Below are 20336 nucleotides of genomic sequence, written 5' to 3'. Positions count from 1 at the left end.
TGTTATCATTCTATTTTAGTGACGATTAATGTAATCCCGTCCACCTTATGCACTTCAACGGCATCCCCCACTTGCAAGTGGTTGCCTTGAATACGCCAAGTGGTATCCCCAAACGCTCCGCGTCCAATGCCGTTTTCGTTGATCTCTTGCACAATGCCTTTTGTGCCGAGCATTGCGTGATCACGCTGGTTTAATGAGGTGTGCGATTGGTCCTGTAAATCTTTGTTGTGTTGGTATTTCCACCAGCTAAAACTTAGTATCAGAGCTAAAATGGCATAACCAATCACGAGAATGGTTAAGGATAAGCTGATGAATAATGCCATTACGCCTGCAATAATAATGGCTGCTAATCCCCACCACAGCAGAAAAACGCCTGGAATAAGAATCTCTGCAATAAGCAAAGCAAACCCTAAAATGAGCCAATGCCAAGCCGTCCACGCTGAAAGCCAGTCCATTTTATCCCTCCTTTATAATGAAAAACTTGTAATGAAAATGAGCGGTATAAGAAAAGGGGCATAATGCCCCAATATTCATTGGCAAAACTTATTGTTTTTCGCCTTTTAGTAGCTCGGCGATACCTGCCACAGAGCCGATTAAATTCCCTGCTTCAAGTGGCATTAACACCACTTTGCTGTTGTTTGCCCCGCCGATTTCTTTTAAGGCTTCGGTATATTTTTGGGCGATAAAGTAATTAATCGCTTTGGTGTTTCCACCTGCAATGGCTTCCGACACCATTTGGGTGGCTTTGGCTTCTGCTTCGGCGGCACGCTCACGGGCTTCCGCTTGTAAAAAGGCTTCCGCACGTTCCCCTTCCGCTTTGAGAATACGGGATTGCTTTTCCCCTTCTGCTCGTAAGATTTCCGCTTGACGAATCCCTTCTGCTTCTAAAATTTCAGCACGTTTATTTCGCTCCGCTTTCATTTGTGCGTTCATTGCGGCGATGAGTTCGTGCGGTGGGCGAACATCGCGGATTTCAATACGCGTAACCTTGATCCCCCAAGGATTAGTGGCTTCATCAACAATGGCTAATAAACGTCCGTTAATGCTATCACGCTGGGAAAGCATTTCATCTAATTCCATTGAGCCTAACACGGTGCGAATATTCGTCATCGTTAAATTAATGATAGCTTGCTCTAAATGATTCACTTCATAAGCAGCGCGGCGTGCGTCAATCACTTGCACGAAACAAACTGCGTCAATCGACACATTAGCGTTATCTTTCGAGATGACCTCTTGTGAAGGAATGTCTAGCACTTGCTCCATCATATTGATCTTACGTCCAACGCGATCAACAAAAGGCACAACAAAATTTAGCCCTGGGGTGAGAGTGCGGGTATAGCGACCAAAACGTTCAATCGTCCAATGATAGCCTTGTGGCACGGTTTTCAATGTGGAAAACAACACCACAATCACTAATAAAACAAAGACAAGCGTTACAATAGGCAGTTCCATTTTCTTCTCCTTTAAAACCTTGATAAGTGGTTGAAGTCTAACAAATAAAATAGGCATTTGTATAGAGAAACATCTACCATTTTGATGTATCACTATTTGATTTCAGAATAGGTTTTACCAATGACTTACTTTATATTATTGTAAGAAAAGACGATAGAGTAAATAGCAATGAAAAATAGATAACTGCCTATGTAAGGATTCATCATAGCTTCAAACAAAATACTAAACTTTAACTGCTACTTCACTATAAAAATGTCTAGCAATACTAAATAGTTGTCTTCATTTAGAGATGAGAGATAAGAAATCGCTGAGAAGCCAAACACCACACTTTATAAGTGCGGTGTTTTTCATAATCATTTACTTCAGCCAACCTATTTGTGAAACGATAAATAAGAGCGTAAACCCAGCAAGATAAACTAATCCAATTAGAGATAAATAGAATAGTCCCCCTTTCACTCGGTGTTCACCTTTCATCACTAAAGATAAGTTTAACCACGAAAACACTGGCGTAGAAACAAATGAACCTATCATTGCCAATTTTAACATTGGTCCAACAGCATCATTAAAACCAAAAATAACAATTAATACCGAAATAGTGGAAAAAAGAATTGAAAGGTTCAAGAAACTCAAACGACTTTCTTTAGTGCCAATTAATAATCTCAAACTCTCGAGATTAGCTCGAGAATAACCATCTAGCATTGAAATCGTCGTACCAAAAATACACATAAACGCAATGAACGCTATAAGTTCTTTAGCCCATTCACCAATCGTAGAAGCATACATATTGATGAGTTGTTCAATATATTTTCCGCCCACCATTTGAACACTTTCACCCGCACCAAATTGAACTAATGCTCCCAATGCAAGAAATACTAAAGCGAGGATTGCTGTACTAATATAACCAACATTAAAATCAAAAATACCTTCTTTATATGAAACTTTTGTCAAACGACGTTTAGCTACCACCCACATAGAATTAATTGCTGAAAGTTCTATAGGTGCAGGCATCCATCCCATTAATGCGACAATAAAAGCTAATGAGGCAATATTCCAAGGTGAAGGAGAAATATAATCATTGATCTGCCCCCAAAAAGTTAGACTATATTCTAATTTCATTCAAGGACTGAGTTCTGTATTCCACAGGGCTTAGTCCTTTGAGCTTCACTTGAATACGCTCATTGTTGTAGTAATGAATGTACTCGTGAATCACTTTTTCAAGCTGTTCAAAGGTTTCAAACCGCTTGCCAAAGTAACATTCCGTCTTCAATCGCCCGAAAAAGCTTTCCATCGCACCATTATCAAGGCAATTACCTTTTCTCGACATACTTTGCGTAATACCGTATTTTTTCAATATCTCCTGATAACCCATCATTTGATACTGCCATCCTTGGTCGGAATGCAGTATCGGTTTTTCCCCCGCTAATCGGTTCACCGCCTGGGTCAACATTCTGGTTATCTGCTCAAAATTCGGACTTCTCGCCACATCATAAGCAATAATTTCGTTATTAAACAAGTCTTTAATCGGCGATAAATACACTTTGCCTTCCGCACATTTGAACTCGGTGATATCCGTTACCCACTTCTCATTCGGCATCGTTGCCGTAAAATCCCGTTGCAACAGATTATCGGCAATGTGTCCCACTTTGCCTTGGTAAGAACGATATTTTTTCTGCTTACTTTTTCCTTTTAACCCCAAACGTTGCATTATCGCTTGCCCCCTTTTGTGGTTGATAATCAAGTATTTCCTTAATTCCAAGGTAATTCGACGATAACCATAATTTTCGTCATTTTTGCGATAAATTTCCTCTATTTTCTGTGAAATCGCTACATTTTTATCCGACTTTGGCTTGAGATGATAAAAGAACGAACTGCGTGCCAATCCGATTAGCCTGAGTAACAATTCCAACGGGAAACGCGAGCGTAAGGCATTTACGATGACGGCTTTTTCTGCATTTTTTGTTGGTTGAGTTCCTGCAACTTTTTTAGCATTGCATTCTCCGCTTCTAATTCCAAAATTCGGTAACGCAAGCGTTCTTCTTCTGTTTTGGGCGTTGGTGGCATTTTAGGTGAGTTGAGTTTCATACTTGGACGACCTTTAGGTTTGAGTAATAACCCATCTATACCTTGTTTTTCAAAGCGTTGCAACCATTGACTAATTATCCCTGAACTGGGGATATCAAAGCGAAAGCAGGCGGCTTCAGCGGAGCACTGGCCTTTTTTGATAGCTTGAATAACCTTTAATTTAAACTCAACAGAATAACATCGTTTTTTACCTAACACAGCTAATCCATTGATTCCATTATGATTAAATTTCGCAATCCAACGTGCTAACGTGCTTTGGGGAAGCTGAAAATACTGGCGAGTAAGCGAACGGTTTTTTCCATTTTGATGATAAAAGTCGAGCACTTGTTGTTTGAAACGTTGAGTATATTTAGTCATAAAAAATCTGCACCTTAATCAGTTGGTTATTTAGTCCAACTTTTGGGGTGCAGATCAAAATAAGCCTTTTTAATTTATATTTAATAAAAGGAAAAACAATGAAAAAAACAACCGCACTTTTAACCCTTGCTTTCACCCCATTAGTGCAAGCAGGGAATTGGGGATCGGAAATGAAAGCGGAAATGACTTATTCCATTTATCAAAAATGTAACGATGACGAAAGCAAAATAGGTACACTTGCAAAATTGATGGATATTTCAAAAGCCACTTGGTGCGGTTGTTTGCTTTCACAAATGCAAACAGAATTTGATAAAATGCAGTTGGAACAACGCTTAAATCAAGGTGAGATGACCATTAAGCAATTTGAGCAAAGTATGGAGCAAGTGGGCGAAAAGGCTGCGGATTATTGCGTTGAAAGACATTGGAAAAATTAACTAGGAAACGAGATGAAATTAAGTAGAAATTTATTGGCTATGGTGTTGTTGTCTTTTACTGTGTTGGGAGCAACTCCTGTGTTTGCACAACTCAATGATGATTTAATTGAGCAAGCTATATTATCAGGCGGTGAGCCGTTGCAACAAGCCTTTGATGCAGCGGATCGTGGTGAATGGCACAAGGCAGCGAAATTATTTCCGCCATTGGCAGAACAAGGCAATGTGGGGGCACAATTTATGTTGGCGGCGATGTTTAACGAGGGAATGGGAGTAAAGCAAGATTTCCAACAAGCGGCTAAATGGTATGCAAAAGCCGCTGAGCAAGGGCTAGCGGAAGCCCAGTTTAGTTTGGCGAATGCTTATCACGAGGGCAAGGGGGTAAAACAAGATGATCAGCTTGCGGTGAAATGGTATCAAAAAGCGGCAGAGCAGGGATTTGCAGAGGCTCAAACTAATTTAGGGATAATGTATGGATTAGGTCGAGGCGTTAAACAGGATTTAAATTTTGCCAAAATGTGGGCTAGTAAAGCTTGTGAAAATGGAGATCAAAGTGGGTGTGATGTGTATCGTATGTTGAATGAAGGAAAATAAATGCGAGCAAAATTATCCTTATCTGCGAAGCGGGATTAGATATGGGGTGCTACATGCAAATGGAGCTAGAAGAAAAATAAGCATTAATAATTAGATATAAAGCAAGGTGGTGACCTTGCTTTTTTCTTTCCACGCTACTTCATTTTTGTGATGTGATTAAATATGATCTAACAAAGTGCGGTGTTTTCTAGAGGCGTTTTTATCATTTTGTTATTTTTTAAATTTTTATCCTCTTTTTTATCCTAATTGTTCTCTCTTTATATAAAATCTATTAGAATGCGTACTTTCTAAGATATAAGGAGAGAAGTGATGTTTGATCAACTTATTAGTAACGTGGAAGCTGGGCTAACCTGGTTTGTAGAACATTTTGACGGGCCGTTATGGGATATTACGGTGATTACATTGCTCGGTGTGGGGATTTTCTTCACACTGACTACAGGGCTTGTGCAGCTACGTTTGTTTCCGCAAAGTTTGCGTGAAATGTGGTTTGGACGCTCTTCTGACGGGCAATCTTTAACGCCATTCCAAGCCTTTGCAACAGGGCTGGCGAGCCGTGTTGGGGTGGGGAATATTGGCGGTGTAGCGACGGCGATCGCCATTGGTGGCGAAGGTGCGGTGTTCTGGATGTGGGTAACGGCATTGATTGGAATGTCGAGTGCTTTTGCAGAATCTTCCCTCGCTCAGCTTTTCAAACTGAAAGATAAAGACGGTTTAAGTCGTGGTGGCCCTGCTTATTATATTGTGCAAGGGCTTCGCTCTCGCAGCTTGGCGGCGTGCTTTGCCATTGCGTTAATTTTTACTTTTGGTTTTGCCTTTAATGCAGTGCAATCTAATGCGATTGTAGAAGCCACAGGCAATGCGTGGAAATGGACACCAAGCTATGTAGGAATTGGCTTAGTGATTTTAACAGCCTCAATTATTTTTGGTGGGGTGAAGCGGATCGGTAAAGTATCAGCACGTGTTGTCCCTGTAATGGCATTATTTTATTTAATTATGGCTGTGATCATTATGGGAATGAATATTGAAATGATCCCAACTGTAATCAGCAATATTATCCATAGTGCTTTCTCTTTTGATGCAATGGCAGGCGGAATGTTCGGGGCGATTTTCTCGAAAGCAATGTTAATGGGGATTAAACGTGGGTTATTCTCGAATGAAGCGGGTATGGGTTCCGCCCCGAATGCGGCGGCTTCTGCCGATGTGAAACATCCCGTCAGTCAAGGGCTTATTCAAATGCTCGGCGTGTTTGTGGATACTATCGTGGTGTGTTCTTGTACGGCGATCATCATTTTATTATCGGATAATTACGGTGGCGAATCGCTCAAAAGCATTTCTTTAACGCAAAATGCCTTGCAATATCACGTTGGGGAATTTGGCTTGCATTTTCTTGCGTTCATTTTATTACTGTTCGCTTTTTCTTCTATTATTGGAAACTATGCCTATGCTGAAAGCAATATCCGCTTCCTGAAAAATCGCCCGTTGGTGGTGCTAATTTTCCGCTTAATCGTGCTATTTTTCGTTTATTTCGGTGCGGTCAATTCTGGCAATGTGGTTTGGAACTTTGCGGATACGGTGATGGCGATAATGGCATTAATCAATTTGGTGTCTATCGTGTTGCTTTCGCCAATCGTTTGGACATTGCTGAAAGATTATCAGCGTCAAATTAAAGCGGGCGTGAAAGAGCCTGAATTTAAAATTGAGCAATATCCAGAATTGCTTAAACGTGGTGTAAATCCTGATGTTTGGCGTTAATTTTGTGGTTGAGGCAGGGTAATGACAGATTTCGTAGAAGCGGATTTTGTGCAATATGTGCAAGATCTTTTGCAACAGCATAAAGGTCAGCGTATCCGTTGTTTTGACTATGCAAATCAGCGCTACTGGCTGAAACAACCTGAACAAGTCAAAGGCGTGTGGCGATTTTTAAAGCCACAGCCTAAGCGGGCTTTCGCTAATGAATTAGCCGCATTGCAAGATTTAATGGCACAAAATGCTCCCGTGCCAAAGGTTGTGCTAGCGGGGGAAGATTTTTTTGTGTTGCAAGATGCGGGGAAAACCTTGAGACAATGGGCAGAAGAGGAAAGCGTAACCGCACAGCAAAAATTGGCGATTTTGGCTGATGGGGCAAAAGCCTTGGCAGATTTACATCGGCAGAATTTAGTCCACGGTCGCCCCGCCTTACGCGATATGACGTGGGAGCAAGAGCGTGTGCGTTTTATTGATTTTGAAGCCCGTTCAAAAACGACCAATTTAATGTGGAAAAAAGTGCGTGATAGCCTCGTTTTTATTCACAGCCTTGGGCGTTCTGATGTGATCGATCAAGAAGAAATGCGTTTTGTGGTGGATAAATATCAGCAATATTGTGATCCAGAAGTATGGCAGCATACCTTGTCGTTTATCCAAAAAAATCGCTGGTTGTATTATTTGCTGTTGCCATTTAAGCCTGTGGCAAGAATGGATTTGATCGCTATTTATCGTTTGTTTGATGTAATGTTGGCGAAAGCCTAAAGGAAAAGTGCGGTGCTTTTTGAGGGGGATTTTTTCGCGTTGTTCCTTTTCATATTCTTTTAGAGAAAAGCCTTGCTATTTTTCTTTTTATCCGTATAATACGCCACATATTTCGGACGCGGGGTGGAGCAGCTTGGTAGCTCGTCGGGCTCATAACCCGAAGGTCGTTGGTTCAAATCCAGCCCCCGCAACCAATTCATAGAAAGTTCAGTAAAAAGAACCCCAATTTTGGGGTTTTTTCGTACGAGCAATTTAGATGTAGAACTGGGCTGATTAGCCCTTTTTTTACGTCTTGATTTTGTATTAGGAGGTTGTTTTGGCAACTTTAGAAGAGAAATTATCAGATTTATTAAAAGGTTCTATTGAAGATTTAGGCTGTGAACTTTGGGGCATTGAATGTCAGCGCACAGGCCGTTTTTTAACCGTGCGTATTTATATCGATAAAGAAGGTGGTGTGAGTGTTGATGACTGTGCAGACGTGAGCCGTCAAGTGAGTGCCATTTTAGACGTGGAAGACCCGATCGCCGATAAATATAACCTTGAAGTGTCATCGCCGGGGTTAGATCGCCCATTATTTACCTTAAACCAATATGCACGTTTTATTGGGCAAGAGATCCTCGTGCATCTCAGAATGCCAGTGTTGGATCGCCGTAAATGGCAGGGCGTTTTAGAGAAAATTGATAATGATATGCTGACGTTGATTGTTGAAGGTCAGCCACAAGTGTTAGTGTTTGGCAATATCCAAAAAGCCAACGTTGTTCCTAAATTTTAAGATGAAACAGGAAGAAAAAACGAATGAGTAAAGAAATTTTATTGGCTGCTGAAGCAGTTTCAAATGAAAAATTATTACCGCGTGAGAAAATTTTTGAAGCCTTAGAAAGTGCCATCGCCCTTTCTACCAAGAAAAAATATGAGCAAGAGATCGATGTTCGCGTTGTGATTGATCCCAAAACGGGCGAGTTTGATACTTTCCGCCGCTGGTTAGTGGTAGAAGAAGTAACCAATCCAACCAAAGAAATTACTTTAGAAGCGGCACAATTTGAAGATCCAGCGATTCAACTTGGTGATTATGTTGAAGATCAAATTGAATCTGTGGCTTTTGATCGCATCACAATGCAAACCGCACGCCAAGTTATCAGTAGCAAAATTCGTGAAGCAGAGCGTAATAAAGTGGTTGAGCAGTTCCGTGCTAATGAAGGTGAAATTGTTACGGGTACAGTGAAAAAAGTAAACCGTGATAACATCATTTTAGAGTTGAAACAAGAAGGGCAATCAGCGGAAGCGGTGATTTTGCGTGAAGATATGTTACCGCGTGAGAATTTCCGACCGGGCGATCGCGTGCGTGGCGTGCTATATAAAGTGAGCCCTGAAAGCAAAGGTGCTCAGCTTTTCGTTACCCGTGCTAAACCTGAAATGTTAATCGAACTGTTCCGCCTTGAAGTGCCTGAAATTGGTGAAGAGCTGATCGAAATTAAAGGTGCGGCTCGTGATCTAGGGGCGAGAGCAAAAATCGCGGTGAAAAGCAATGATAAACGCATTGATCCTGTGGGAGCTTGTGTGGGAATGCGTGGTTCACGCGTGCAAGCCATCACCAATGAACTTGGTGGGGAGCGTGTGGATATTGTGTTATGGGACGATAATCCAGCTCAGTTTGTGATTAACGCAATGGCACCAGCGGACGTAACTTCGATTGTGGTTGATGAGGATAATCATTCAATGGATATTGCTGTTGAAGAAGAAAACTTACCACAAGCCATTGGACGCAATGGGCAAAATGTGCGTTTAGCCATTCAATTAACAGGGTGGACACTAAATGTGATGACAACTGCCGCGTTAAATGAGAAGCACCAAGCCGAAGATAATAAAGTGCTGAAATTATTTATGGAGGCGTTGGAGATCGATGAAGAGTTCGCCCATATTCTGATTGAAGAAGGCTTCTCTAATTTAGAAGAATTGGCTTATGTGCCAGTGAACGAACTCACCGCGATTGACGGTTTGGAAGATGAAGATCTGGTTGAAGAATTGCAAACCCGAGCGAAAAATGTACTGACCGCAATGGCATTGGCAGAAGAAGAAGCATTAAAACAAGCCAAAATTGAAGATAGATTGTTAGAACTCGAAGGTATGAATCGTCATATCGCAGTGAAATTGGCTGAAAAACAAATTACCACATTAGAAGATCTTGCTGAACAAAGTGTCGATGATTTAACGGATATTGAAGAAATCGATGCCGATCAAGCCGCAGCGTTAATTATGGCTGCACGTGAAATTTGTTGGTTCAGTGAAGAAGCATAAGTAGAGGTGTAAAATTATGGTAGATGAAGTAAAAAAATCGGATACACCGAAAAAATTAAGCCTACAGCGTCGTACAAAAACGACCGTGAGTGCAACAACTAGTAGCGGAAAAAGTAAAGCGGTTCAAGTGGAAGTGCGTAAAAAACGCACTGTTCCAACGGAAGCGGCAAAGCGTGCTGAAGAAGAGGCTCGCTTAAAAGCTCAGCAAGAGGCGGAACGCAAAGAAGCTGAGAAGAAAGAAGCAGAAAGAAAAGCGGCGGAAGAAAAAGCTGCCGCAGAAAAGGCAGCAGCGGAAAAAGCAAAAGCTACTGAAAATGCAAAAAAAGAGCAAAAAGTAGCAACGAAAGCAGAAGACAAAGAAAAAGAACGTCTGAAAGCGGAAGAAGCGGAATTACGCCGTAAAGCTGATGAACTTGCTCGTCAAAAAGCGGAAGAACAAGCTCGCAAAGCAGCAGAAGAAGCAAAACGTTATGCAGATTTGGCTGACGCAGAGGAAAGCAGCGAAAATACGGCTGATGATTATACTGATGAACATTTAACCTCAAGCTATGCCCGTGAAGCGGAAGACGAAGAAATCCGCCGTAATGAAAATCGTGGACGTGGTAAAAATAAAGTTGCCAAAGCGAAAAAAGGCGGACGTGAAGAAGAAAGCAGCAAAAACGATCGTGAAGCTAACCGCAAAAATGGCAAAGATTTTAAAGCGGGTAAAGGTGCGAAAGGTAAACAAGGTAAAAAAGGTAGCAGCCTACAACAAGGCTTCACCAAACCAGCCGCACCAGTAAACCGTGATGTGGTGATTGGAGAAACTATTACAGTGGCAGAGCTTGCCAATAAAATGGCAGTGAAAGCTACTGAAATCATCAAAACAATGATGAAAATGGGCGAAATGGTAACCATCAACCAAGTGATCGACCAAGAAACCGCACAGCTTGTCGCTGAAGAAATGGGACACAAAGTAATCCTGCGTAAAGAAAACGAGCTTGAAGAATCCGTATTAGGCGATCGCGATGTCAATGCGGAGAAAGTTACCCGTGCACCAGTAGTTACCATTATGGGACACGTTGACCACGGTAAAACCTCTTTACTTGACTACATTCGTAAAGCCAAAGTGGCAGCGGGCGAAGCGGGGGGAATTACCCAGCACATCGGTGCGTATCACGTTGAAACAGACGATGGCAAAATGATCACCTTCCTAGATACACCGGGGCACGCCGCCTTTACCTCAATGCGTGCACGTGGAGCGAAAGCGACAGACATCGTAGTGCTTGTTGTTGCCGCTGATGACGGTGTGATGCCACAAACTATCGAAGCGATCCAACACGCAAAAGCAGCAGGCGTGCCGATTGTGGTCGCAGTAAATAAAATTGATAAACCAGAAGCTAACCCAGATCGCGTTGAGCAAGAATTATTGCAACACGAAGTGATCGCCGAGAAATTTGGTGGGGATACGCAATTCGTTTATGTTTCAGCGAAAAAAGGAACGGGCGTGGATGAATTGCTTGATGCGATTTTATTGCAATCTGAAGTATTAGAACTCAGTGCAGTGAAAGATGGAATGGCAACGGGCGTGGTGATCGAATCTTACCTCGATAAAGGGCGTGGGCCAGTTGCTACCATTTTGGTTCAATCAGGCACATTACGCCGAGGCGACATTGTACTTTGTGGCTTTGAATATGGTCGTGTGCGTGCAATGCGTGATGAAAACGGTAAAGAAATTTCAGAAGCAGGCCCATCAATTCCTGTGGAAGTGCTAGGCTTATCGGGCGTGCCGTCAGCGGGTGATGAAGCCACGGTGGTGCGTGATGAGAAAAAAGCCCGCGAAGTGGCATTGTATCGTCAAGGTAAATTCCGCGAAGTGAAACTCGCTCGTCAGCAAAAAGCGAAACTTGAAAATATGTTTAGCAATATGGCTGAGGGCGATGTGGCAGAATTGAACGTGATTGTAAAAGCCGATGTTCAAGGCTCGGTTGAAGCGATCGTTCAAGCCCTCCAAGAGCTTTCAACACCAGAAGTGAAAGTGAACGTGGTTGGCTCAGGTGTGGGCGGAATTACTGAAACTGATGCCACCCTTGCGGCGGCTTCAAACGCGATTATTGTCGGCTTTAACGTTCGTGCCGATGCGTCAGCACGCCGTATTATTGAAAACGAAAACATTGATTTACGTTATTATTCAATTATTTATGAACTACTTAACGAAATCAAAGCGGCAATGAGCGGAATGTTACAACCTGAATTTAAACAAGAAATTATCGGGCTTGCTGAAGTGCGTGATGTCTTCCGCCACCCTAAATTCGGTGCAATCGCAGGTTGTATGGTAACCGAAGGGGTCGTGAAACGTAACAACCCAATCCGTGTATTACGCGACAACGTGGTAATCTTTGAAGGTGAATTGGAATCTCTCCGCCGCTTCAAAGATGACGTTGCTGAAGTGCGTAACGGAATGGAATGTGGTATCGGGGTGAAAAACTACAACGATGTCAAAGTCGGCGACCAAATTGAAGTCTTTGAAGTGGTTGAAATTAAACGCTCAATTTAATGGCAAAAAGTGCGGTGTTTTTTGACCGCACTTTTCCTTATTAATAAAAAATTAATCACACAAATGTAAATAGGATAGGATTTTCGCCGTAGGCTAAATGCCGCGCGATCACATCATTATCCTGTTTTTATTTATAGGAAAATAAAATGGCAAGAGAATTTAAACGCTCCGATCGCGTCGCACAAGAATTACAAAAAGAAATCGCGGTGATTTTACAACGCGAAGTGAAAGATCCTCGCATTGGAATGGTAACCGTGTCTGATGTGGAAGTTTCCCGCGATCTTGCTTATGCGAAAGTTTTCGTTACCTTTTTGTTTGATCAAGATGAAAGCATTATTGAAAGTGGAATGAAAGGGTTGGAAAAAGCCTCACCTTATATCCGCTCGCTCTTGGCAAAAGCAATGCGCTTACGTATCGTGCCAGAGCTACGCTTTATCTACGATCAATCCTTAGTGGAAGGAATGAGAATGTCTAACTTGGTGAGCGAAGTGATTCGTGATGATGAAAAACGCCACCAACCAGCACAAGAAAACAGTCAAGAAAACAATGAGTAATCGAAAACAGAAAGGTCGCGACATTCACGGCATCTTCTTATTGGACAAGCCGCAAGGGGCGAGTTCCAATCAAATTATGCAACAGGTGAAGCGACTATTTCAGGCGAATAAAGCAGGGCATACAGGGGCGTTAGATCCGCTCGCAACGGGAATGTTGCCCATCTGTTTAGGCGAAGCGACCAAGTTTTCGCAATATTTATTGGATTCCGATAAGCGTTACTTGGTTACCGCAAAACTGGGTGAACGCACGGACACCTCTGACGCAGACGGGCAAGTGGCGGAAACGCGAGAAGTGCGGTCAAAAATAGAAGAGATTTTGACCGCACTTGAACAATTCCGTGGCGATATAATGCAAGTGCCGACAATGTTTTCCGCCTTAAAACATCAGGGCAAACCCTTGTATGAATACGCACGAGCAGGCATTACCGTTGAGCGAGAAGCCCGCCCGATCACCATTTTCGAGCTGAAATTTATCGAATACCAAGCCCCTTATTTAACCTTGGAAGTGCATTGTTCGAAAGGCACTTATATCCGCACCTTAGTGGACGATCTAGGCGAAGTGCTAGGCTGTGGTGCACACGTTACAATGCTCCGTCGCCTTGCTGTCGCGGATTATCCACAACAAGCGATGATGACCATAGAAGCCTTGCAAGCATTAAGCGAACAGCAAGATTTAAGCTTGATCGACCATCATTTATTGCCAATGGATAGTGCGGTGAAATCCTTGCCTGCGTTGGCTTTAACCGCCGAACAAAGCCGAGCTGTTGGGTTTGGACAACGGATAAAGTTTGATAATCCACAAGGCATTTATGGTCAAGTGCGGTTGTATTCTGCTGAGGAGCAATTTATTGGTGTGGCAATGCTTGATAAAAATAGTGTTATTCATCCACAGCGATTAGTTGTATCACAATAACGACCAATGCTAGTGCTGTCAGATAATGACAGCACTTTGATGTGGTTATATCTGTGTTTTAAAAATTAGGTTATCCGCTTTTTGTGTATATTGATTAAGTTGATCAAAATTCATATAGCGATAAGTATCTTCTTTATCTTGTTGCAAATCCGCCACATAGGCTTGATATTCTTCTGGCGTTGGCAGTTTGCCGAGTAGTGCCGCCACGGCAGCCAGTTCAGCAGAAGCCAAATACACATTCGCCCCTTGTCCTAAACGGTTTGGAAAGTTGCGTGTTGAGGTAGAAACCACGGTGGCGTTGTTTGCTACGCGGGCTTGGTTACCCATACAAAGTGAACAACCCGGAATTTCAATACGTGCACCACTTTTGCCGTAAATGCTGTAATAGCCTTCTTCAGTAAGTAGGCTTGCGTCCATTTTGGTTGGCGGTGCGATCCAAAGGCGAGTAGGAATGACGTCTTTGAATTTGGCTAATAATTTCCCTGCAGCACGAAAATGCCCGATGTTGGTCATACAAGAGCCGATAAATACTTCGTCAATTTTATCCCCTTGCACGTCAGAAAGTAGGCGTGCGTCATCAGGATCATTTGGTGCGCATAAAATCGGTTCTTTGATTTCATTGAGATCGATTTCGATCACCGCAGCATATTCTGCATCAGGATCAGCACTGAGCAATTCTGGGTTTTCTAACCATTTTTCCATTGCTTTGATACGGCGTTCAAGGGTGCGTGAATCGCCATAGCCTTCAGCAATCATCCATTTGAGCAACACGATATTGGAATTGAGATATTCAATGATCGGTTCTTTATCTAATTTGATGGTACAAGCCGCCGCGGAGCGTTCAGCAGAGGCATCGGAAAGCTCAAAGGCTTGTTCCACTTTCAGGTGTTCTAGCCCTTCAATTTCTAAAATACGACCCGAGAAAATATTTTTCTTGCCTTGTTTTTCTACGGTGAGCAAGCCTTGTTGGATCGCATAATATGGAATGGCGTGTACTAAATCACGCAAGGTGATCCCTGGTTGCATTTCCCCTTTGAAACGCACTAGCACGCTTTCAGGCATATCTAACGGCATTACACCAGTGGCAGCAGTGAATGCCACCAAACCTGACCCCGCAGGGAAAGAGATACCAATCGGGAAACGTGTGTGCGAATCGCCGCCAGTGCCTACGGTATCAGGCAATAACATACGGTTGAGCCAAGAGTGGATCACGCCGTCCCCTGGGCGCAGGGAAACACCGCCACGGTTCATAATAAAATCTGGCAGGGTATGATGGGTAACAACGTCCACAGGTTTTGGATAGGCAGCCGTATGACAGAAAGATTGCATCACTAAATCTGATGAGAAACCTAAGCAGGCGAGATCTTTTAGCTCATCACGAGTCATTGGGCCAGTGGTATCTTGCGAGCCGACTGAAGTCATTCTTGGTTCGCAATATTGCCCCGGGCGAATGCCCTCTACACCACAAGCGCGGCCGACCATTTTCTGCGCAAGGGTAAAGCCTTTGTGGTTATCCGCAACGGCTTGTGGTTTGGCGAATACATCATTATCAGGTAAGCCAAGGGATTTGCGCGCTTTGTGGGTTAGCCCACGTCCAATAATTAGTGGAATACGTCCGCCCGCCCGCACTTCATCTAATAACACATTGGTTTTTAAGCTAAATTCAGCCAAAACTTCATCGCTATCGTGTTTGCAGATTTTGCCTTGGTATGGGTAAATATCAATCACATCGCCCATATTGAGCTTGCTAACGTCCACTTCAATCGGCAATGCGCCTGCGTCTTCTAAGGTGTTGAAGAAAATAGGGGCAATTTTTCCGCCTAATACCACGCCGCCTGCACGTTTGTTCGGAATGTAAGGAATATCTTCTCCCATAAACCACAGCACTGAGTTAGTGGCGGATTTGCGTGATGAACCTGTGCCGACCACATCGCCCACATAAGCAAGTGGATAGCCTTTTTCTTTTAACGCATTAATTTGTTGAATTGGCCCAATGTTGCCAGCGTCATCAGGCTGAATGCCTTCTCGTTCATTTTTTAGCATTGCTAAGGCGTGTAATGGAATATCGGGACGCGACCACGCATCTTGTGCAGGGGAAAGGTCGTCCGTGTTGGTTTCACCCGACACTTTAAATACGGTAACGGTGATCTTTTCATCTAGTTTTGGACGTGATAAATACCAGTCTGCATTCGCCCAAGATTCAAGAATTTGTTGCGCGTAAGGGTTGCCTTGTTTGGCACGTTGTTCTACATCGTAAAAATTATCGAACATTAAAAGGGTGGAAGAAAGGGCGCTGACGGCATAAGGGGCGAGGACTTCATTATCAAGGGCTTGCAGCAAGGGTTCAATATTATAACCGCCTTGCATTGTACCCAAAATTTGCACCGCACTTTCTGGGCTAATCAATGGCGAATGGGCCGTGCCATTGACAATTGCAGCAAGGAAGGACGCTTTGACATAAGCCGCTTCGTCCACCCCTGCTGGCACGCGGGTTTTAAAAAGCTCAAGGAGATAATCGGCTTGCTCAGCAGGGGGATTTTTTAATAATTCGATAAGCTGTGCGGTTTGTTCGGCATCTAATGGTTTTGGTACAACACCTTGTGCCGCACGTTCATCAATATGTTTTTGGTAATTTTGTAGAAAGTTTGACATTGTGTTTCCTCTTATTGCTTTTATCGTTAGGGGTAGCACTTTTCTTGTTTTCACTTTCTTGCGCTAAACAAGAAAAGTGCGGTGTTTTTTGAGAGAATTTTTGCGATTTTTTGCTTAGAAAACTTTCTTAAATGGCTTAATCATCATCTCGCCATAAACGCCAGCTTCCACATAAGGATCTTGGCTTGCCCATTGTTGTGCCGCTTCAAGGCTGTCAAATTGGGCGATTACTGTTGAGCCAGTAAATCCAGCTTCACCGGGATTTTCGTCATCAATGGCAGGATTTGGGCCTGCGGTTAAAAGGCGGTTTTCTGCTTGTAATTGTTTTAAACGTGCAAGATGTTGTTCACGCACCGCAAGGCGTTGAGCAAGGGTATTGGGTTTGTCTTGAGCAAAAATAGCGTAATACATAGTTTCTCCTTTCTTAGGCTTCATCAATTAACGCAAGGGCTTTTTCTAGCTCAGGGTTATTTTCTCTTGGAACTGCACGCGGTCGACCGTTGCTATCTACCGCAACAAAGCTGAATACGGCTTCGGTTACGCAATAGCGTTCACCAATGGGTTCGCTGGATACTTTTTTCGCCCACACTTCAATTTTAATTTGCAATGAAGTGCGTCCCACTTTCACGCAGCGGCCGTAGCAACATACCACATCGCCCACAGAAATCGGGCGGATAAAGGTCATACTATCCACCGCCACGGTAACCACACGGCCGTGCGCAATTTCTTTGGCTAAAATTGCACCGCCCATATCCATTTGCGACATAATCCAACCACCGAAAATATCCCCGTTGGCATTGGTATCAGAAGGCATCGCAAGGGTGCGTAATAACAATGTGCCTTGTGATTGGCGTCCCGTTTTGGTTTCAATAAATGCAGACATAATGTTTTCCTATTGTTCTTTATTCTCTGTTTGTGGAAGATAACGATAAATATAAACGCCTGTTGCGACTGTTGCAATAAGGCTGAGTCCAATAATGCCGAAGGTTTTGAAATCCACCCAAAGATCATCGGAAAAATATTGGCTGATGATGATATTTAGGATCATACAAAACAGAAAAAATCCTGCCCAGCCTAGATTTAATTTATTCCAAACGGCATCAGGCAGTTGAATTTCTTTACCTAATAATTGCTGAATGAGCGGTTTTTTAAAAAACACTTGGCTGATGATTAATGCCAAAGCAAACAAGGCATAAACCGCCGTTACTTTCCATTTTAAAAATTCTAATTCATTGAAATAAGCTGATAAACCACCAAAAAAAACTACCGCACTTCCCATAATGAGCTGTTGTTTTTCAATTTTGCCGTATTTCAGTTTTAACAGGGTAAGTTGAATTAAGGTTGCGATAATTAAGGCAATCGCCGCTTCGCGGATTCCCACTAATTTATAAACAATAAAAAAAACCAAGAGCGGTATAAATTCTAACAATTGTTTCATTATTAATTCCTTTGCATAAATAAGGTGTAAAAACGGTAAGTAAAGAGCAAGCTAAATACGCTAATAATGGCACTTATTAATAATGTTATTAATTCAAAAATGAGGTTATCACTTAGCGAACTAATTTGTCTTACAATAAAAGGTAACGCCACATAAATGAATAAACAGTAAATAAACAGAGGTGAAGAACGTTTCACGCCACGGAACCAACAATTTTTTAAGGCTTGAACAATGGTTACAGGGTGAATTAAATATTCCGTTGAAGCAAGGCTTAAACGTACGAAAATAACAAAGCCAAGCACACTTGCGATGAGAGAAAATATTGATGGGGATTGTTTTTGAAGTATTGAAAATAATATTTCTATAAAGCCGATCATTATAGGAATCAATGCAATGAGATTAATCGCAATAATGCCTGCAAAGCGACGCAAAGTGAGTGTGGCACTTTGATTTAGATTGGCTGTTTGTTGTGTGCTAATATGATGAAAAGTCGCGATTCCCCAAAAAGAGATAAATAGACTAATTAATTGTTGTGCAAGAGCCAAAACGAGAAATTCAACACCAATGTTGTTTAGCTGTAGTAATTCTTTTCCTGCTACATTTTCCATCTTTATTATCGGCATAAATGTTGAAAGTAAGAAGTAAAACAGCAGAGAGTTAATAAAAAATAAAACTATAAATTGTTGCGTAGTTCTTGGCTGATTACGCATAAAATTTCGACAATCTTGATAAATTTGAGTGAAATTAATATTCATTCTTTTGTCCTGTTAAAAATAAAGGAGCATTATACAATAACTATCTAGGGATTACCTTGTGCGATTACATATATTCTATATTCATAATGTGCGGTTTATTATTTTTAGAAATATGAAATCTATTTTTTGTGCTAGATCAAATTTTCACTATTTTGAAACAAAAAGAAAAGTGCGGAAATAAATTTTTTTACTTTTTTTTACAAAATTTTAAAAAATTTGAACTGTATCACAAAAAAATAAAGGGGCTGTCCTAGATAACTAGACTAAACTCCCTTTAACCAATTGTTTTAAAATAGAAATTTGACTTTTTATGTTGCTGTAATTAAAACGCCATTCACATTCCTTTAAATAAAGCTCAAAATGCGCTTTTGGGATACCATTAAATTTGCGTAAATGGCGTTTTGCTTGGCTTCAAAAATTCTCAATTCCGTTAATGTGGTTATGATTTTCAGCAAAATGTGTGCTGTGATTGATACGAAAATGACTAAATTCACTCACATCAAGCACGTCATAACTACGATAATTATCGGTGTAAACAATACTATCAGGCTTTACCTGCTCCCGAATAATGGGTAACAAGGTGGCAGATTGCGTATTTGGAACCGCAACGGTATAAACCTTGCCATTGCGCTTGAGAAGCCCGAATACCGCAATTTTCCCTGCCGCACCACGACCACGTTTGCCTTTGCGAGCACCGCCAAAATAACTTTCATCGGCTTCAATTTCACCTTCAAACATCTCTAAGTGAAGGCTGTTTTGATAGATGAGTTGGCGTAAACGATGAAAGTAATATGCGGCAGTCGTTTTGTTTACATTGACTAACTCTGCTGCTGTCCTTGCAGTAACACCTGCAACAAATAGCTCAATGAGTTTATTTTGTTTGTGCTGACTTAGACGACTTTTTCTCATTGGTTCATTCTAACCTAAATAGATTTTTTAGTTGTTATCTAGGACAGCCCCTAAATAAATGCCTAAGTGATATATTTTCGACGTGCAAAAAGCACAAATTTTGTAAGGGTATTTAATTGTCGAGGTATTTTTTTATGAAAAAAACACTTATAGCATTGGGTTTGGCAAGTATTTTTATTGGGGCATCAGCAAATGCACATCAAGCGGGAGACGTCTTATTAAGATCTGGGGGCGTATTTGTAAGTGCAAATTCTCATTCAACAACAAAAACGTCCACAGAGGTAGGTTTAAAAGTAAGTGATAATGCTCAGCTAGGGCTGACCGCGACCTATATGATTACCGATAATATTGGTGTGGAATTATTAGGTGCAACACCATTTTCACATAAGATTAGAGCAAATGTGCCTTCACTTGAGGCGGGAAAACGAGATTTGGGTGAGGTGGTGAAATTAAAACAGCTTCCACCAAGTTTATATGTGCAATATTATTTCTTAGATAAAGATGCGGGTTCTCGCCCTTATGTTGGTGCGGGGGTAAATTACACTAGATTCTTTGGAGCGAAAGCAACAAATCCTGCAATCACTAATTTACAAGTGAAAAAACATTCGTTTGCTCCTGTAGTGAATTTGGGGATTGATATTAAACTGATAGAAAATCTCTATTTTAATACAGCGATGTGGTACACAAAAATTAAAACTACAGCTAAATTTAAAGCACTAAATGCAGATCATGAAGTAGATATCAAATTAAACCCATTTGTGTTCTTTATGGGACTAGGGTATAGATTTTAATTCATAAATCATTTATATAAGAAACACGCCCACTGATATGTTTTCATAGGCGTGTTTCTTATTCGTTTAGGC

18 protein-coding genes, 1 tRNA gene and 2 pseudogenes are annotated in these 20336 nt (G+C 41.8%); 11 read left to right on the top strand and 10 right to left on the bottom strand.

The features are described from left to right. Positions 1–5: 5 nt before the first annotated feature. The 4 genes and pseudogenes from DXZ23_RS01475 to DXZ23_RS01460 form a co-directional block, all read right to left on the bottom strand. Positions 6–455 (bottom strand): NfeD family protein, encoded by a 450-nt coding sequence (locus DXZ23_RS01475; RefSeq protein ID WP_017806392.1) that lies wholly within the window; start codon positions 453–455, stop codon positions 6–8. 88 nt (positions 456–543) lie between these two features. Beyond that, positions 544–1452 (bottom strand): SPFH domain-containing protein, encoded by a 909-nt coding sequence (locus DXZ23_RS01470; RefSeq protein WP_017806393.1) that lies wholly within the window; start codon positions 1450–1452, stop codon positions 544–546. 357 nt (positions 1453–1809) lie between these two features. Then, a pseudogene (locus DXZ23_RS01465) lies at positions 1810–2526 on the bottom strand (divalent metal cation transporter); the annotation flags it as partial. A gap of 25 nt (positions 2527–2551) precedes the next feature. Beyond that, a protein-coding gene (locus DXZ23_RS01460) for an IS3 family transposase (protein ID WP_114995385.1) occupies positions 2552–3891 on the bottom strand; the annotation gives its coding sequence in 2 pieces (ribosomal slippage) (positions 2552–3441 and positions 3441–3891; 1341 coding nt in all). Between the two features lie 98 nt (positions 3892–3989). On the opposite strand from DXZ23_RS01460, the gene DXZ23_RS01455 reads away from it, so the two are divergent. The 10 genes from DXZ23_RS01455 to truB all read left to right on the top strand — a co-directional run bounded on the left by DXZ23_RS01455 (position 3990) and on the right by truB (position 13719). Beyond that, positions 3990–4325, top strand: coding sequence for a hypothetical protein (locus DXZ23_RS01455; RefSeq protein ID WP_017806396.1), 336 nt, complete (start codon positions 3990–3992; stop codon positions 4323–4325). Positions 4326–4337: 12 nt separating this feature from the next. After that, positions 4338–4916 carry a tetratricopeptide repeat protein gene (locus DXZ23_RS01450; protein ID WP_017806397.1) on the top strand — a complete coding sequence of 193 codons (579 nt, stop codon included), beginning with the start codon at positions 4338–4340 and terminating at the stop codon, positions 4914–4916. A 309-nt stretch (positions 4917–5225) separates the two neighbouring features. Further along, positions 5226–6668: an alanine/glycine:cation symporter family protein gene (locus DXZ23_RS01445; protein WP_017806398.1), complete on the top strand. Its 1443-nt coding sequence runs from the start codon at positions 5226–5228 to the stop codon at positions 6666–6668. Positions 6669–6689: 21 nt separating this feature from the next. Further along, a complete protein-coding gene (locus DXZ23_RS01440; RefSeq protein WP_017806399.1) occupies positions 6690–7421 on the top strand; it encodes a BUD32 family EKC/KEOPS complex subunit in 732 nt (243 codons plus the stop codon). 117 nt (positions 7422–7538) lie between these two features. Next, positions 7539–7615, top strand: a tRNA-Met gene (locus tag DXZ23_RS01435). Between the two features lie 122 nt (positions 7616–7737). Then, positions 7738–8193, top strand: a complete 456-nt coding sequence (gene rimP, locus DXZ23_RS01430; RefSeq protein WP_017806400.1) for a ribosome maturation factor RimP — start codon at positions 7738–7740, stop codon at positions 8191–8193. A gap of 23 nt (positions 8194–8216) precedes the next feature. Further along, positions 8217–9716, top strand: coding sequence for a transcription termination factor NusA (gene nusA, locus DXZ23_RS01425; RefSeq protein ID WP_017806401.1), 1500 nt, complete (start codon positions 8217–8219; stop codon positions 9714–9716). A gap of 16 nt (positions 9717–9732) precedes the next feature. Next, positions 9733–12252 carry a translation initiation factor IF-2 gene (infB, locus tag DXZ23_RS01420; protein ID WP_017806402.1) on the top strand — a complete coding sequence of 840 codons (2520 nt, stop codon included), beginning with the start codon at positions 9733–9735 and terminating at the stop codon, positions 12250–12252. Between the two features lie 146 nt (positions 12253–12398). Beyond that, a complete protein-coding gene (gene rbfA, locus DXZ23_RS01415) occupies positions 12399–12806 on the top strand; it encodes a 30S ribosome-binding factor RbfA (RefSeq protein ID WP_017806403.1) in 408 nt (135 codons plus the stop codon). Further along, entirely contained in the window at positions 12799–13719 is a 921-nt protein-coding gene (truB, locus tag DXZ23_RS01410; protein ID WP_017806404.1) for a tRNA pseudouridine(55) synthase TruB, read from the top strand. Before rbfA ends, truB begins: the two co-directional genes overlap by 8 nt. 45 nt (positions 13720–13764) lie before the next feature. Here the strand turns inward: truB and acnB are convergent, their stop codons facing one another. The 6 genes and pseudogenes from acnB to DXZ23_RS01380 all read right to left on the bottom strand — a co-directional run bounded on the left by acnB (position 13765) and on the right by DXZ23_RS01380 (position 19473). Further along, on the bottom strand, positions 13765–16371 hold the full coding sequence (gene acnB / locus DXZ23_RS01405; protein ID WP_021723710.1) for a bifunctional aconitate hydratase 2/2-methylisocitrate dehydratase: 2607 nt from the start codon (positions 16369–16371) through the stop codon (positions 13765–13767). 114 nt (positions 16372–16485) lie between these two features. Further along, positions 16486–16782 (bottom strand): YciI family protein, encoded by a 297-nt coding sequence (locus DXZ23_RS01400; protein WP_017806407.1) that lies wholly within the window; start codon positions 16780–16782, stop codon positions 16486–16488. A gap of 13 nt (positions 16783–16795) precedes the next feature. Continuing rightward, positions 16796–17254 (bottom strand): acyl-CoA thioester hydrolase YciA, encoded by a 459-nt coding sequence (gene yciA, locus DXZ23_RS01395; RefSeq protein ID WP_017806408.1) that lies wholly within the window; start codon positions 17252–17254, stop codon positions 16796–16798. 9 nt (positions 17255–17263) lie between these two features. Continuing rightward, the gene (locus tag DXZ23_RS01390; protein ID WP_017806409.1) at positions 17264–17809 is read right to left on the bottom strand and encodes a septation protein A; all 546 of its coding nucleotides are present in this window, start codon (positions 17807–17809) and stop codon (positions 17264–17266) included. Positions 17810–17811: 2 nt separating this feature from the next. Continuing rightward, positions 17812–18564 (bottom strand): hypothetical protein, encoded by a 753-nt coding sequence (locus DXZ23_RS01385; protein WP_017806410.1) that lies wholly within the window; start codon positions 18562–18564, stop codon positions 17812–17814. A 258-nt stretch (positions 18565–18822) separates the two neighbouring features. Further along, positions 18823–19473 (bottom strand): annotated as a pseudogene (locus DXZ23_RS01380) (IS1595-like element ISHpa1 family transposase). Positions 19474–19607: 134 nt separating this feature from the next. Here DXZ23_RS01380 and DXZ23_RS01375 point away from each other — a divergent pair. Further along, the gene (locus DXZ23_RS01375) at positions 19608–20264 is read left to right on the top strand and encodes an OmpW/AlkL family protein (protein ID WP_017806412.1); all 657 of its coding nucleotides are present in this window, start codon (positions 19608–19610) and stop codon (positions 20262–20264) included. Positions 20265–20336: the final 72 nt, after the last annotated feature.

The sequence above is a fragment of the Avibacterium paragallinarum genome, assembly GCF_900450705.1.
In the GTDB taxonomy this organism is placed as follows: domain Bacteria; phylum Pseudomonadota; class Gammaproteobacteria; order Enterobacterales; family Pasteurellaceae; genus Avibacterium; species Avibacterium paragallinarum.
This window is presented reverse-complemented; position numbering and strand designations above follow the sequence as displayed.

Coding starts and splice junctions, on each gene's coding strand:
- DXZ23_RS01475 (WP_017806392.1), bottom strand. CDS start 455: ATGGACTGGCTTTCAGCGTGGACGGCTTGGCATTGGCTCATTTTAGGG.
- DXZ23_RS01470 (WP_017806393.1), bottom strand. CDS start 1,452: ATGGAACTGCCTATTGTAACGCTTGTCTTTGTTTTATTAGTGATTGTG.
- DXZ23_RS01455 (WP_017806396.1), top strand. CDS start 3,990: ATGAAAAAAACAACCGCACTTTTAACCCTTGCTTTCACCCCATTAGTG.
- DXZ23_RS01450 (WP_017806397.1), top strand. CDS start 4,338: ATGAAATTAAGTAGAAATTTATTGGCTATGGTGTTGTTGTCTTTTACT.
- DXZ23_RS01445 (WP_017806398.1), top strand. CDS start 5,226: ATGTTTGATCAACTTATTAGTAACGTGGAAGCTGGGCTAACCTGGTTT.
- DXZ23_RS01440 (WP_017806399.1), top strand. CDS start 6,690: ATGACAGATTTCGTAGAAGCGGATTTTGTGCAATATGTGCAAGATCTT.
- nusA (WP_017806401.1), top strand. CDS start 8,217: ATGAGTAAAGAAATTTTATTGGCTGCTGAAGCAGTTTCAAATGAAAAA.
- infB (WP_017806402.1), top strand. CDS start 9,733: ATGGTAGATGAAGTAAAAAAATCGGATACACCGAAAAAATTAAGCCTA.
- rbfA (WP_017806403.1), top strand. CDS start 12,399: ATGGCAAGAGAATTTAAACGCTCCGATCGCGTCGCACAAGAATTACAA.
- truB (WP_017806404.1), top strand. CDS start 12,799: ATGAGTAATCGAAAACAGAAAGGTCGCGACATTCACGGCATCTTCTTA.
- acnB (WP_021723710.1), bottom strand. CDS start 16,371: ATGTCAAACTTTCTACAAAATTACCAAAAACATATTGATGAACGTGCG.
- DXZ23_RS01400 (WP_017806407.1), bottom strand. CDS start 16,782: ATGTATTACGCTATTTTTGCTCAAGACAAACCCAATACCCTTGCTCAA.
- yciA (WP_017806408.1), bottom strand. CDS start 17,254: ATGTCTGCATTTATTGAAACCAAAACGGGACGCCAATCACAAGGCACA.
- DXZ23_RS01390 (WP_017806409.1), bottom strand. CDS start 17,809: ATGAAACAATTGTTAGAATTTATACCGCTCTTGGTTTTTTTTATTGTT.
- DXZ23_RS01385 (WP_017806410.1), bottom strand. CDS start 18,564: ATGAATATTAATTTCACTCAAATTTATCAAGATTGTCGAAATTTTATG.
- DXZ23_RS01375 (WP_017806412.1), top strand. CDS start 19,608: ATGAAAAAAACACTTATAGCATTGGGTTTGGCAAGTATTTTTATTGGG.